This is a genomic window from Pseudomonas sp. USTB-Z (assembly GCF_019691255.1).
GTDB classification, from domain to species: domain Bacteria; phylum Pseudomonadota; class Gammaproteobacteria; order Pseudomonadales; family Pseudomonadaceae; genus Aquipseudomonas; species Aquipseudomonas alloputida.
This window is the reverse complement of the sequence record NZ_JAECZP010000007.1, coordinates 110,617-123,960: the sequence shown is the minus strand read 5'-3', so window position 1 is coordinate 123,960 and position 13,344 is coordinate 110,617. Positions and strand designations below refer to the sequence as shown.

Sequence of the window (13,344 nt, the reverse complement as noted above, 5' to 3'; positions counted from 1 at the left end):
CCGGGTCACCGCCTGCCGCCAGGAAGGCCTGACGGCCTTGCGCATAGGCCTGGCCCAACTGGCGATGGCTGTCGCGCAATTGCTGCAGCGACACCTTGAGCCTGGCATCGCTGTTGTCGATCAATTGCCCGAGCAGTTGTTGTACTTGCTCTTCGCGGGCCTGGAACTGCTGCCAGTACTTGTCCATTTCCGCAGGCTGGCGCCCGCGCAACAGCACGTTCTTCCATTCCTGCACCTGGATCTTGAACTGCAGGTTGGCTTCGTCAATCAATTGCGAGGCCCGCAGCGGCCCGTCGACCAGCTCGGCGTAACCCCGCACGCTGGACGACAGGAACTGGAAACACACCAGGGCGATCAGCAGCATCGCCAGCACACTGCCGCCGAGCAGCGAGAGAATTTGCACTCTGAGGGATTTACGCAACATCGAGGGTCTCGGAACCAGAGGGAGTAGGCTGAGGCCGCTGTACAGCCCCATTACTGGCAGGCCAAAAAAAAGCTGCCATCACGCAATGGCAGCCAGGTCGAGCACTTACGCAACAGTTGAGGCAAATCTTCTCAGGCAATTACTACAGAAATGTTACAAAGCCACGACACGCTAGCCCGTGGTGAACTGCAGCGCTGCCAGCCGCGCATACAGCGGGCTGTCCTCGATCAACTGACGGTGGGTGCCCACCGCCACCAGCCGGCCCTGGTCGATGACCGCGATGCGCTCGGCATGCTGCACCGTGGCCAGGCGATGGGCGATCACCAGCGTGGTACGGCCGGCCATCAGGCTGGGCAGCGCTTGCTGGATCAAGTATTCGCTTTGTGCATCAAGGGCACTGGTGGCTTCGTCCAGCAACAGGATCGGCGCATCGACCAGCAAGGCCCGGGCAATCGCCAGGCGCTGGCGTTGCCCGCCGGAAAGGCCGATGCCGCCCTCCCCCAGTTGTGTCTGGTAGCCTTGGGGCAGTTGCCGGATGAATTCGTCGGCATGGGCGCCGCGGGCTGCTGCTTCGACTTCAGCCAAGGTCGCCTCGGGCCGGCCATAACGAATGTTGGCCTCCACCGTGCCACGGAACAGCGAGGGGTTTTGTGCCACCAAAGCGAACTGCCGGCGTAGCTGGTCGGGATCACATGCGGTAACCGGCAGGCCATCAAGCAGGATGCGCCCTTGTTGGGGGTCGTAAAAGCGCAGCAACAGATCGAACAGGGTCGACTTGCCTGCCCCGGAAGGGCCTACCAGGGCGACGGTCTGCCCGGGCTCGATGGTCAGGCTCAGGCCGTCGACAGCTGCCACCGTGGGCCGTGAAGGGTAAGCGAACACGACCTGCTGCAGCTCGATACGCCCACTGGCCCGCGGCTGTGGCAGCACCTGCACCACGTCGGGGGGCAGGATGGCACTTCGCGCTGCCAACAGTTCGGCAATGCGCTCGGCGGCACCCGCGGCCCGTTGCAGTTCGCCGATCACTTCACTGAGGGTACCGAAGGCGCTGCCGACGATCAGGCTGTAGAACACAAATGCAGCCAGCTCGCCTGCGGATATACGCCCGGCGATCACATCCATGCCGCCGACCCACAGCATCACCCCCACCGCCCCCAACACCAGCACGATCACCAGGGTAATCAGCCAGGCACGCTGTGTAATCCGCTTGCGGGCAACAGTAAACGCGGCTTCGACCGTATCGGCGAACAATGCGCGGTCGTGCGCCTGGTGGTTGTAGGCCTGCACGGTCTTGATCTGCCCGAGCGTTTCAGCCACGTAGCTGCCCACATCGGCGACCCTGTCCTGGCTCTGCCGCGACAGGCTGCGCACCCGACGGCCGAACAACAGGATCGGTGCCAACACCAGTGGCAGCGTTACCACCACGATGCTGGTGAGCTTGGGGTTGGTGATGAACAGCAATACCACACCGCCAATGACCATCAGCGCGTTGCGCAGGAACATCGACAGCGATGAACCGATCACCGATTGCAGCAAGGTGGTGTCCGCAGTCAGCCGAGACTGGATCTCGGAGCTGCGATTGTCTTCGAAAAAACCTGGGTGCAGGCCGATCAGGTGATCGAAGACCGCACGACGGATATCGGCCACACAACGCTCGCCAATCCACGACACCAGATAGAAACGGCTGAAGGTACCCACCGCCAGCGCCAGCACCAGCACCAGGAACAGCCCGATGGTCTGATTGAGCTGATGCGCGGAGCGGGTCATGAAGCCTTGATCCACCAGCAGGCGGATGCCTTGGCCCATCGACAGGGTAATGGCAGCGGTCACCACCAGCGCCAGCAATGCCAGCAGCACCTGGCGGCGATAAGGGCGAACGAACTGCCAAGCCAGGCGCAAGGCGCGGCGTTGGCGCGGAGAAACCGATTCGGGCATGGCAACGACCACAAAGGGTGGGGAAGCCGCAGCCTACCACTCATCCCGGTCGGGAGACTGCATGAAGGTTGCTATAACGCATCGATCTAACCAGCTTATGGAGCTTTCACAGGGTTTCTGCTGGACTGTTGCTGCCGTGACCCAGAAGCTGTCACAGACCAGTCACGGCGCAGGGCTACCCTGAGCTTGAACCTGAAGAGGAGACAGTGCATGAGCTTGCAGCATGGCAGTGATAACCAGAAGCCCCAAACCTCCCCGCAACCGCAAGTATGCGGTTCGATCATCGACGCCAAGGGGCGCGAAGTGCCGATCACCGAGCAGATGATCCAGCAGGCTTGCAAGGCCCTGGAAGAAAGCCGTGTCGAGCGCGTACGCAAAGGTTGATCGGCGAATTTTTTGCAACCCGGCGCTTGCGCCGGGTTTTTATTGGCCCAGCCAGTGGGCTTGGCCGCCCCCACAGGTAACCGCACCTACCTGCAAGATCAAGGCAAGGCGTGCTTAGACCAACACCCCACCCAGGGCACTGACCAACTGCGCCAACTGCGGCGCCTCCCCGTGCAAGCGCACGGCCAGCCCCTCGATCTCGCGCCTTGGCGGGTATTGCTTGCGCAACTGGTCGAACGCCGCTCGCTGTTGCTGCGGATCATCGCTGAGGCTACGGCGGAAATCGGCATCATCACGGCGCGGGTCATATACGGCGCGACACAGGGTGGCCAAGGCCCATGACAGGTCGGTGCTGGCATCCAGCTCGATCTGCGCCAGCGGTGGCTTGGGCAGCAGCTCGGCCAGTCGCACCTGCTCATTCACACCGAGGAAGCGGCACAGCGCTTGGTAGATCTGCGCCGTGCCACGCTGGCGGCCATCGAGGCTATAGCCGGCAATGTGCGGCGTAGCCAGGGTGCACAGGTCGGCCAACGTCAGGTCGACCTGCGGCTCCCCTTCCCACACATCCAGCACCGCGTGCACGTCTTCACGGTCCAGCAGCAGCTCGCGCAGGGCCACGTTGTCCACCACCGGGCCACGGCTGGCGTTTACCAGCCAGGCACCCGGGCGCAACTGTGCCAGCTGCGCCTGCCCCAGCAGGTGCCAGGTCGGGTGCTGGCCGCCGCGTTGCAACGGAGTATGCAAGCTGATCACATCGCACTGCTGCAGGATGTTTTCGAGGCTGACGTAGTCGCCACCCTCCGCGGCCTGACGCAACGGGTCGCACACCAGCACCTTCCAGCCCAGGCCATGCAGCACCCGCACGAGGCGGCCACCCACTTCACCCGCGCCGACAACGCCATATACGCGCTCAGGCAATGCCACGCCATCCAGTTCGGCCAGGGTCAGCAGGCTGCCCAGCACGTAATCGACCACGCCGCGGGCATTGCAGCCAGGTGCGCTGCTCCAGCGGATGCCAGCTTCTGCAAAGTAGTCCAGGTCCAGGTGATCAGTGCCGATGGTGCACGTGCCGACAAAGCGTACACGGCTGCCTTCGAGCAACTGACGGTCGACCTTGGTCACCGAGCGCACCAGCAGGATATCGGCGTCCTTGACGCTGGCAGCATCGAGGCTTCGGCCGGGGTAGCGGCGAATTTCACCGAAACCCTGGAAGAAGGCATCGAGCAGCGGGATGTTCTCGTCGGCAACTATCAGCATGGCGCTCTCCTGTCTGGGGAGCGCAGTGTAGGCGCAACGCCGGGCGTGTTCCAGAGCGATTCAGTCGGCTTTCTTGCGGATCCAGTACAGGAAAGTGCCGGCGTCCTCTTGTTGCTGCAGCAGCTCGTGGCCGAGGAAGTTGCAGAACTTGGGGATGTCGCGGCGGGTCGACGGGTCGGTGGCGATGACCTTGAGCAGGCCGCCGGCGGCCAGGTTGCGTACGTGCTGGTGCAGCATCATCACGGGTTCCGGGCAGTTCAGGCCGGTGGCATCGAGGATGGCGTCGGGGGTGAAATCGGTCATGGGGGGCTCCGAAAATGATCGCTATTGTCGCGCATAGCGCGACGCGGTCCAAGCACGGCTTTCAAACCCAGCGCTCTTGATCTTGATCTTGATCTTGATCTTGATCTTGATCTTGATCTTGATCTTCGCGACTTCAGGAGGCCGAACGCAGGCCTTGCGAAGGGAGGTGACGGGCATGGATGCCCGTCAAGCGCTGGGCCCCAGGATGGGGCCTGCAGCGCGGTCCTCCCGGGAGCGAGGCCGGAGAGAGGGAACCCCGGAGCGCAGCGCAGGGGCCGGATGATGGGAGCGCAGCGTTTTTTGGTTACTTTTTGTCGCGTTTGACAAAAAGTGACTCGCCGTAAGGGCGAAAAGGTGAGTCAGAGTCGCCATCGCAAACGGACGGTTCGCTGAGTCAAAACAGACGAATTTGCTTCTTGCTTCTTGGATGTGAGCATCCACATCAAGTAGGTATTCATTTGCGAAGGTGGCGCATAGTCACCTTTCCGCCCTTACGGCGGGTCCCTTTTTGTCGTGGCAAAAAGGAACCAAAAACCGTCGGCTCCCATCATCCGGCCCCTGCGCTGCGCTCCGGGGTCCCCTCGCTCCGGGCTTGCTCCCGGGAGGACCGCGCTGCAGGCCCCATCCTGGGGCCCAGCGCTTGACGGGCATCCATGCCCGTCACCTCCCTCCGCAAGCCCTGCGCTCGGCCTCCTGAAGTCGCAATCTGCGTCGCCTGAACTATCGCGCGCTTAGAAGCAACAGCAAAAGCAGACGCAGAAGCAGACGCAGAAGCAGAAGCAGAAACAGAAACAGAAACAGAAACAGAAACAGAACGACGTGCTGGCCTCAGCGTGGCTTCAAGTCGAGCCGCCGCAGGTGGCAGGTTACTTCTTCACGGTCGTGGTACAGCTGCTTGCAGGCAATCGACACCCTGATCTTGCGTGCCTTGAATGTTGCCTCCATACGGTCGAGCAGGCGCCGTACTTCGGCATAACGCTGCTTCATCGGCAACTTCAGGTTGACCACCGCCTCGCGGCACAGCCCCTCACCCAGCCAGGTTTCAATCAGCGAGGTGGTACGCGCCGGCTTCTCGACGATATCGCACACCATCCAGTCTACCGGGTGCTTCGGCTGCCAGGTAAACCCATCGGCCATCAAGTGCTGGACCAGGCCTGTGTCCATCAGGCTTTCGGCCATCGGCCCGTTATCGATGGCTGTCACCAGCATGCCACGGCGCACCAGCTGGTAGGTCCAGCCACCCGGTGAGGCTCCCAGGTCGACGCCGGTCATGTCATCCCCCAGGCGCTGCTCCCACTGCTCACGCGGAATGAACTGGTGCCAGGCCTCTTCCAGTTTGAGTGTCGAACGGCTAGGTGCCTCGCGAGGGAACTTCAGGCGCGGGATGCCCATGGGCCACAAGGCGCTGTTGCTGGCCGATGCCACGCCGACAAATACCCGCCGGCCGCTGATGAAGGTCAGCAGCAAGCGTGGGCGACCGGGGTCGTCGACCAGGCGGCCGGCCTTCTCCAGGGCCTTGCGCAACGGCACTTCGAACTTTCGGCAAAAAGTGGACAATTCCTTGCCTTCGTTGCTGTCCAGCACCTCCAGCCAAAGGCTGCCGAACACCGGGAAGTCAACCAACTGCGCCAGCAGTACGCTGATGCGGTCACTTTCCGGCAGTTCAACGTAACCGCCACGTGCCCACTGCCGCGGGAAAATCAGCTGGTTGAAACGCAGTTCCCCCATCAAGCGCTCGGCACCGCCCTCCTCGCTACAGACAAACTCGGCACTGGCACTTTGCGGCTTGCCTTTGGCATAGCCGGCAACACCCAGGCGGGCGGCATGTTCGCTGATTTCGGCGCAAACCTCACCCTCGAAACCGGGCCGGCAATGCATGAACAGGGTATTCATCTCTCACTCCACGACGGCTGGCGCACCACAGGCGCCGGCAGGGCGGCGATGATAAAGGAAGTTCGGAACCTGCGACACGCCCCGCCGGTCCAGAAAAGGGTCAGGTAGCGTAAACCGGTCTAACCTGACCATTCAGCCAGGTCCGTGCCGTGCGGACCGATACAGAGCGGTGCTGCCGGCAAACCGTGAATATTTGCCGGGCACCGGTGCAGAAGGAGTTGGCAATGCCCTCGCTCGATAGCCTGAACACCCTCAAGCCCCTCAAGGTCGGTGACCAGACCTACCACTACTTCAGCCTCACCGAGGCCGCCCGCCAGCTGGGTGACCTGCAGCGCCTGCCCATGTCGCTTAAAGTGCTGCTGGAAAATCTGCTGCGCTGGGAGGATGGCGCGACCGTCACCGGCGACGACGTGCGCGCCATTGTCCAATGGCTTGGCGAACGCCGCTCGGACCGCGAGATCCAGTACCGCCCGGCGCGGGTGTTGATGCAGGACTTCACCGGTGTGCCCGCCGTGGTCGACCTGGCGGCCATGCGCGCCGCCATGGCCAAGGCTGGCGGCGACCCGCAACGGATCAACCCGCTGTCACCGGTCGACCTGGTGATCGATCACTCGGTAATGGTCGACCGCTACGGCACGCCGCAAGCCTTTGCCGAAAACGTCGACATCGAAATGCAGCGCAATGGCGAGCGCTATGCCTTTCTGCGTTGGGGCCAGAGCGCCTTCGACAACTTCCGCGTGGTCCCCCCGGGCACCGGCATTTGCCACCAGGTCAACCTGGAATACCTGGGCCGCACGGTGTGGACCCGGGAGGCCGACGGCCGCACTTATGCCTTCCCCGATACCTTGGTGGGCACAGACTCGCACACCACCATGATCAACGGCCTGGGCGTACTCGGCTGGGGTGTCGGCGGCATCGAAGCGGAAGCGGCCATGCTCGGCCAGCCGGTATCGATGCTGATCCCCGAAGTGATCGGCTTCAAGCTGACCGGCAAGCTGCGGGAGGGCATCACTGCCACTGACCTGGTGCTGACCGTGACACAGATGCTGCGCAAGAAAGGCGTGGTGGGCAAGTTCGTCGAATTCTACGGCGACGGCCTGGCCGAGCTGCCCCTGGCCGACCGCGCAACCATCGCCAACATGGCACCGGAATACGGCGCCACCTGTGGTTTCTTCCCGGTCGACCAGGTCACCTTGGACTATCTGCGCCTTTCGGGCCGCCCCGAAGCGACCGTGCAGTTGGTCGAACAGTACTGCAAGGCGCAGGGCATGTGGCGCCTGCCCGGCCAGGAGCCGTTATTCAGCGACACGCTGGCGCTGGACATGGACGACGTCGAAGCCAGCCTGGCCGGGCCCAAACGGCCACAGGACCGCGTAGCGCTGGGCCAGGTCAGCCAAGCCTTCGACCACTTCATCGAGCTGCAGCCCAAGCCGCTGGCCAAAGAAGTTGGCCGCCTGGAAAGCGAAGGTGGCGGCGGTGTGGCAGTGGGCAACGCCGACCAGACCGGCGCAGTCGACTACAGCCATCAGGGCCAGACCCACACCCTGCGCGATGGCGCCGTGGTGATTGCCGCGATCACCTCATGTACCAACACGTCCAACCCCAGCGTGATGATGGCTGCCGGGCTGGTGGCAAAAAAAGCACTGGAGAAAGGCCTGCAACGCAAACCTTGGGTCAAGAGCTCGCTGGCGCCAGGCTCCAAGGTAGTCACCGACTACTTCAAGGCAGCCGGGCTCACGCCTTACCTCGACCAACTGGGTTTTGATCTGGTCGGCTATGGCTGCACCACCTGTATCGGCAACTCCGGCCCGCTGGACGAGGCGATCGAAAAAGCCATTGGCAGCGCCGACCTGACCGTGGCTTCGGTGCTATCGGGCAACCGCAACTTCGAGGGCCGCGTGCACCCACTGGTCAAGACCAACTGGCTGGCCTCGCCCCCGCTGGTGGTGGCCTACGCCCTGGCCGGCAGCGTGCGCCTGGACCTGACGCGCGACCCGCTGGGCTCAGGCAAGGACGGCCAACCGGTCTACCTGCGTGATATCTGGCCGACCCAGCAGGAAATTGCCGAGGCCGTGGCCAAGGTCGATACGGCGATGTTCCACAAGGAATACGCCGAAGTGTTCGCCGGAGATGCGCAATGGCAGGCCATCGAGGTGCCACAGGCCGCCACTTACGTGTGGCAGGCTGACTCCACCTACATCCAGCACCCACCGTTCTTCGACGGCATCGGCGGGCCACCGCCACAGATCGCCAATATTCACGGCGCACGGGTGCTGGCGCTGCTGGGCGACTCAGTGACCACCGACCACATTTCCCCCGCGGGCAATATCAAGACCGACAGCCCGGCCGGGCGCTACCTGCGGGAACAGGGTGTGGAGCCTCGCGACTTCAACTCCTACGGTTCGCGGCGTGGCAACCACGAAGTGATGATGCGCGGCACCTTCGCCAACATCCGTATCCGCAACGAAATGCTGGCAGGCGAAGAAGGCGGCAACACCTTGCATGTGCCCACTGGCGAGAAGCTGTCGATCTACGACGCGGCCATGCGTTACCAGCAGGAGGGCACCCCGCTGCTGGTGATTGCCGGCCAGGAGTACGGTACCGGCTCGAGCCGCGACTGGGCAGCCAAGGGTACCAACCTGCTGGGGGTCAAGGCCGTGCTGGCAGAAAGCTTCGAGCGTATTCACCGCTCCAACCTGGTGGGCATGGGCGTGTTGCCGCTGCAATTTAAGGCCGGGCACAACCGCAAACAGCTGGGGCTGACCGGCAAGGAACAGATCGATGTACTGGGGCTGGACGGCGCACATATTCGCCCCGGCATGAGTCTGCCCTTGCGCATTACCCGCGAGGATGGCCAGCAGGAACAGATCGAGGTGCTATGCCGGATTGATACCCTGAATGAGGTGGAGTACTTCAAGGCCGGGGGGATTCTGCACTATGTGTTGCGCCAGATGATCGCCGGTTGAGACGGAGCGTCTGGCCGTAGATTTGTTCTGTTCTCGAGACCGAGCGCTGCGCAGGCGGCGCTCGGTCTAATACGCGCCTATGCCCCAAAGCCTTACGCTTCCAAGTCCCCCGCGTCAGCACTGGCCCTTGGCCATCCATTCGGTCATCATCTGACTTACCCGTCATTGAGTGCAATCAATGAACCAAATATCCATTCAATAAAGCCAGCGGCTTGCCGATACCTGTCGAAAGCCCTGCGGACTATCACCCATGCGTAACAACCAGCCGATTACCCAGAGAGAACGGACTTTCCCTGCCCAGCAGCGGTTGATCTCCACTACCAACGCCAAGGGTGTGGTCACCTACTGCAACGATGCCTTTATCGAAATCAGTGGATTCACCCGCGAGGAGCTGACTGGCGCACCGCACAACCTGGTGCGTCACCCCGACGTACCGCCTGCCGTGTTTGCCCATATGTGGCAGACCCTCAAGCAGGGCCAGCCGTGGATGGGCATCGTCAAGAACCGCTGCAAGTCCGGTGACCATTACTGGGTCAACGCCTATGTCACACCCATCTTCGATAACAACCAGGTTGTCGGCTTCGAGTCGGTGCGGGTCAAGCCCACCGCCGAGCAGATCCGCCGTGCCGAGGCCCTGTATCAGCGCATCAACCAGGGCAAGCCACCGGTACCGCGCCGCGACAAGTGGCTGCCAGTGCTGCAGGACTGGCTACCGTTCATCCTGATCAGCCAGGTGGGCTTCCTGATCGGCAACTGGCTGGGTCATTCCTGGGGCTTTGCCTTGGCCGCTGGGCTTTCGGTACCACTGGGCCTGCTCGGCCTGAGCTGGCAGCAGCGCGGCCTCAAGCGCCTGCTGCGCCTGGCCGAGCAAACCACTTCCGACCCCCTGATCGCGCAGATGTACACCGACAGCCGTGGCGTGCAGGCGCGCCTGGAAATGGCCATGCTCAGCCAGGACGCACGCATGAAAACCTGCCTGACCCGCCTACAAGACAGTGCCGAACACCTGAGCGACCAGGCACGCCAGTCCGATGCCTTGGCGCACAAGAGCTCTACGGGGCTGGAGCGCCAGCGGGTGGAGACCGAGCAAGTCGCCGCTGCGGTAAACCAGATGGCCGCCACCACTCAGGAAGTGGCCAACCATGTGCAGCGCACCGCCGATGCCACCCAGGAGGCCAACCGCCTGACCAGCCAGGGCCGGCAGATTGCCGGAGAAACCCGCGAAGCCATCGAGCGCCTGTCGGCGGCAGTGGGCGAGACCGGCCAGACGGTTACGCAACTGGCCAAGGACAGCGACGAGATTGGTGGCGTGGTCGACGTGATCAAGGGCATCGCCGACCAGACCAACCTGCTGGCACTGAACGCAGCCATTGAAGCAGCGCGCGCCGGTGAAATGGGCCGTGGTTTTGCCGTGGTGGCTGATGAAGTGCGTCAGTTGGCCCAGCGCACCGCCGAATCCACCGGGCAGATCCACGGCCTGATCGCCAAGCTGCAACAGACCGCCAGTAACGCAGTGCTGACCATGGAAACCGGCCACCGCCAGGCACAGGAAGGCGTCGACCGGGTAATGCAGGCCGATGAGGCGTTGGTAGGCATCAGCGAAGCGGTGGCCAATATCACCGACATGGCCACCCAGATTGCTGCTGCAACCGAGGAGCAGACCGCAGTGGCTGACGAGATCAGCCGCAACATCAGCACCATTGCCGAACTGGCCGACCAGACCGCCGAACAGGCGCAGCACTCGGCACTGCTGAGCGAAGAACTGACCAGCACGGCGGGCAGCCAGTATTCGCTGGTGGAGCGCTTCAACCGCTGAAGCTCGAGACTTCCGCTGGGGGTGACACCGGCTCTGCCGGTGTTCGCGGGTAAACCCGCTCCTACAGCGGCCTGTGTTCAACCACCGAGGTGCGTCCGCCACCGATCTGTGCCGAACCACCGATGCGTGCGTAGGAGCGGGTTTACCCGCGAATACGGTAGCGGCGGCAACGGTGAACGGCGGGTGGAAATTGGCCAGCAGGCCCGGCCCTTTCGCAGGTGAACCCGCTTGCTGTGTTACCAGTCCAACCGCAAGCGGCTCTCGAAGTAGCGCTCTTCGCCACTCAGCGGGTCCTCGAAACGCAGGCTCTGCGCCAACAGTTTCAGCGGCCGCTGGTAGTCATCCTCTTCATTGAGCAACTGCGGATAGAACGGGTCATTGCTGATCCCTGCCCCCAAGGCCGCCATGTGCACACGCAACTGATGGGTCTTGCCAGTCACGGGCGATAGCCCATAGCGCCATCGCTCACCGTTCTTCTCCAGCACCTCGGCCAGGGTTTCACTGTTGGCCTCACCCTCCACCTCATGCATGCGGAAAAATGGCTCGCCATGCACCAGGCGGCTTTTGTGCACCAGCGGAAATGTATGCTGCGGCATGGCAGCGGCAATGGCCTGGTAACGCTTGTCGATACGCCGCTCGGGGAACAGCCGCTGGTAGGCGCTGCGGCTGTGCGGGTTGGCGGAAAACAGCACGAGCCCAGCGGTGTGCCGGTCGATGCGGTGCAACGGCACCAGGTGCGGATTGTCCAGACGACGGATCAGGCGGCGCAACAAGGTCTGCTCGACGTATTCACCCGTCGGCGTCACCGGCAGGAAATGCGGTTTATCGGCCACCACCAGGTGCTCGTCCACATGCAGCACCACCTCCTGCACCGGAATCGGCCGTTCGTTCGGCACTTCGCGGAAGTAATGCAAACGCATGCCACGCTTGTAAGGCAGGTCGGCGGCAACTGCCTGCCCCTTGGCATCCAGCACCCGGCCACGGGCAAAGCGGTCAAGCCACTGGGCGCGGTCGATGGCCTTGAAATGGTCACACAAGCAATCGAGCACCGTCACCCAGTTACCAGGTGGCAGGCACACCGTACTGGCTTGCTGGCGGGCGGGGTCGAAAGGCGTGGTCATGGCTGGGCTCGAGACGTTCATGGCCGCGCATTATCGCCCAAGCCCGCCCCCTCAACCAGCCTGGGCCATCGCCTCGCAGCGCTCCTTCAGCCAGCGCAGTACCTGCACCGGCTCCCAGCGGCCAGGGTCGTAGAGTGCATAGAGCAACCCCTCATAACCCACCACATCCAGCCCTCGGTGGTAACCGGCCCGCTGGAACAAGGCCTCGATCTCGGCGAAGCAGGTATTGAAGTGCACTTTGCCGAACGGCGTGCAGTCGCCCGTCACCAGGCCTTCGAGGCGCAGTTCCAGAACCGCGTCAGCCACCCGATCCACGGGCATGCGGTTGACGCTGTACTTGAGTTGCTCGACATTGAGCATGGCTTCACCTCGATACTGTATTTATATACAGCATACGAACATCCCCTTGCTGCCGTCAATGCGCTTCATTGCAGCCCCGCCAGGTAGCCGCTGCCTTTACGCAGGGTCAGCACCTGCCTGCGCGGCGTGCCGCGCGTCACCGACAGGTGCACCCATTTATCGAATTCCAGGATCAGCTGATCGAAGGGCACCGTACTTTCGCTGACTCGCCGAACGGTCTCGCGCGGGCTGACCTCGATCACCGTGAAGTCCGCCGCCAGCCCTTGCACGTGCTGGCTATCGGAGGCGCCACCGATCAACCGATTGACCCTTTCACTGCGATACCCGCTGCTGATGATGATGGGCGCGTCGAACAATGCACGTACCTGTTCCAGCGCATAGCACAGCAATTGCAGGTTGGCCCTGGCTTCGAGGGGCGGTGCATTATCGAACCCTTCGCGGGCGGCGAGCTGGGAAACGGTCATTTCATCGAAGGTGAAATGTGGAGTGATGAACATGGCGAGCTATTCCGATGATGGAGAAGGTTACCGGCGACGGTGCGCCTCCACCGGATCATCAGCTCGCTTCACAGAACATGGAGCAGGGTTGCCACTCCTCTGCAGCCATCATTGCCCAAGGAAGGCCACCACTTGTTCGGTATCGAACGGCCAGTGCAACTCGGCGCCGTTGTCACAGCGCCGCAACACCGGAATGATCAGGCCATAACGTTCGAACAAAAGCTCGCTCTCGGCGATATCGACCAGCTCTACCAGCAGGCCATGATCGACGAGAGGCATCAACACAGCCTCGGCCACTTCGCAGAGGTGGCAGCCGAGGGTGCCGAACAGTTGACATTCAGGCAGCATGTGGCAGGTCCCGGGTTGGCATACACAGAAGCCTATTCTA

At 62.7% G+C, this 13,344-nt stretch carries 12 protein-coding genes; 3 read left to right on the top strand and 9 right to left on the bottom strand.

The window, feature by feature from the left end; all coding sequences use genetic code 11:
• Window positions 1–595 precede the first annotated feature (595 nt).
• Window positions 596–2,359, bottom strand: a complete 1,764-nt coding sequence (locus tag I8746_RS10670; protein WP_221100657.1) for an ABC transporter transmembrane domain-containing protein — start codon at window positions 2,357–2,359, stop codon at window positions 596–598.
• A 210-nt stretch (window positions 2,360–2,569) separates the two neighbouring features.
• On the opposite strand from I8746_RS10670, the gene I8746_RS10665 reads away from it, so the two are divergent.
• A complete protein-coding gene (locus tag I8746_RS10665) occupies window positions 2,570–2,743 on the top strand; it encodes a PA1571 family protein (RefSeq protein ID WP_003248731.1) in 174 nt (57 codons plus the stop codon).
• Window positions 2,744–2,857: 114 nt separating this feature from the next.
• Here the strand turns inward: I8746_RS10665 and pdxB are convergent, their stop codons facing one another.
• The 4 genes from pdxB to rlmM form a co-directional block, all read right to left on the bottom strand.
• Window positions 2,858–4,000, bottom strand: a complete 1,143-nt coding sequence (gene pdxB / locus I8746_RS10660; protein ID WP_221100656.1) for a 4-phosphoerythronate dehydrogenase PdxB — start codon at window positions 3,998–4,000, stop codon at window positions 2,858–2,860.
• 60 nt (window positions 4,001–4,060) lie between these two features.
• Complete coding sequence (gene tusA, locus I8746_RS10655; protein WP_003248727.1) at window positions 4,061–4,303, bottom strand: sulfurtransferase TusA; 243 nt, start codon at window positions 4,301–4,303, stop codon at window positions 4,061–4,063.
• Between the two features lie 21 nt (window positions 4,304–4,324).
• Entirely contained in the window at window positions 4,325–4,480 is a 156-nt protein-coding gene (locus tag I8746_RS10650; protein WP_176393465.1) for a hypothetical protein, read from the bottom strand.
• A gap of 651 nt (window positions 4,481–5,131) precedes the next feature.
• Window positions 5,132–6,196, bottom strand: a complete 1,065-nt coding sequence (rlmM, locus tag I8746_RS10645; protein ID WP_012053172.1) for a 23S rRNA (cytidine(2498)-2'-O)-methyltransferase RlmM — start codon at window positions 6,194–6,196, stop codon at window positions 5,132–5,134.
• 224 nt (window positions 6,197–6,420) lie between these two features.
• On the opposite strand from rlmM, the gene acnA reads away from it, so the two are divergent.
• On the top strand, window positions 6,421–9,162 hold the full coding sequence (acnA, locus tag I8746_RS10640) for an aconitate hydratase AcnA (protein WP_221100655.1): 2,742 nt from the start codon (window positions 6,421–6,423) through the stop codon (window positions 9,160–9,162).
• 250 nt (window positions 9,163–9,412) lie between these two features.
• A complete protein-coding gene (locus tag I8746_RS10635; protein ID WP_012053174.1) occupies window positions 9,413–10,978 on the top strand; it encodes a PAS domain-containing methyl-accepting chemotaxis protein in 1,566 nt (521 codons plus the stop codon).
• A 236-nt stretch (window positions 10,979–11,214) separates the two neighbouring features.
• Here I8746_RS10635 and I8746_RS10630 read toward each other — a convergent pair whose 3' ends face one another.
• From I8746_RS10630 to I8746_RS10615, 4 genes are all read right to left on the bottom strand, one after another.
• Entirely contained in the window at window positions 11,215–12,099 is an 885-nt protein-coding gene (locus I8746_RS10630; RefSeq protein ID WP_041168504.1) for a pseudouridine synthase, read from the bottom strand.
• Window positions 12,100–12,150: 51 nt separating this feature from the next.
• Window positions 12,151–12,459 (bottom strand): hypothetical protein, encoded by a 309-nt coding sequence (locus I8746_RS10625; protein ID WP_003248718.1) that lies wholly within the window; start codon window positions 12,457–12,459, stop codon window positions 12,151–12,153.
• A gap of 65 nt (window positions 12,460–12,524) precedes the next feature.
• Window positions 12,525–12,956, bottom strand: a complete 432-nt coding sequence (locus I8746_RS10620; RefSeq protein ID WP_012053176.1) for a D-Ala-D-Ala carboxypeptidase family metallohydrolase — start codon at window positions 12,954–12,956, stop codon at window positions 12,525–12,527.
• Between the two features lie 108 nt (window positions 12,957–13,064).
• Window positions 13,065–13,304 (bottom strand): glutaredoxin family protein, encoded by a 240-nt coding sequence (locus I8746_RS10615; RefSeq protein ID WP_003248714.1) that lies wholly within the window; start codon window positions 13,302–13,304, stop codon window positions 13,065–13,067.
• Window positions 13,305–13,344 lie beyond the last annotated feature (40 nt).

Excerpts from the sequence above, each read along its gene's own strand:
- I8746_RS10615 (WP_003248714.1), bottom strand. The coding sequence starts at position 13,304 with ATGCTGCCTGAATGTCAACTGTTCGGCACCCTCGGCTGCCACCTCTGC.
- I8746_RS10670 (WP_221100657.1), bottom strand. The coding sequence starts at position 2,359 with ATGCCCGAATCGGTTTCTCCGCGCCAACGCCGCGCCTTGCGCCTGGCT.
- I8746_RS10665 (WP_003248731.1), top strand. The coding sequence starts at position 2,570 with ATGAGCTTGCAGCATGGCAGTGATAACCAGAAGCCCCAAACCTCCCCG.
- pdxB (WP_221100656.1), bottom strand. The coding sequence starts at position 4,000 with ATGCTGATAGTTGCCGACGAGAACATCCCGCTGCTCGATGCCTTCTTC.
- tusA (WP_003248727.1), bottom strand. The coding sequence starts at position 4,303 with ATGACCGATTTCACCCCCGACGCCATCCTCGATGCCACCGGCCTGAAC.
- I8746_RS10620 (WP_012053176.1), bottom strand. The coding sequence starts at position 12,956 with ATGTTCATCACTCCACATTTCACCTTCGATGAAATGACCGTTTCCCAG.
- I8746_RS10650 (WP_176393465.1), bottom strand. The coding sequence starts at position 4,480 with ATGCCCGTCACCTCCCTTCGCAAGGCCTGCGTTCGGCCTCCTGAAGTC.
- rlmM (WP_012053172.1), bottom strand. The coding sequence starts at position 6,196 with ATGAATACCCTGTTCATGCATTGCCGGCCCGGTTTCGAGGGTGAGGTT.
- I8746_RS10630 (WP_041168504.1), bottom strand. The coding sequence starts at position 12,099 with ATGACCACGCCTTTCGACCCCGCCCGCCAGCAAGCCAGTACGGTGTGC.
- I8746_RS10625 (WP_003248718.1), bottom strand. The coding sequence starts at position 12,459 with ATGCTCAATGTCGAGCAACTCAAGTACAGCGTCAACCGCATGCCCGTG.
- I8746_RS10635 (WP_012053174.1), top strand. The coding sequence starts at position 9,413 with ATGCGTAACAACCAGCCGATTACCCAGAGAGAACGGACTTTCCCTGCC.
- acnA (WP_221100655.1), top strand. The coding sequence starts at position 6,421 with ATGCCCTCGCTCGATAGCCTGAACACCCTCAAGCCCCTCAAGGTCGGT.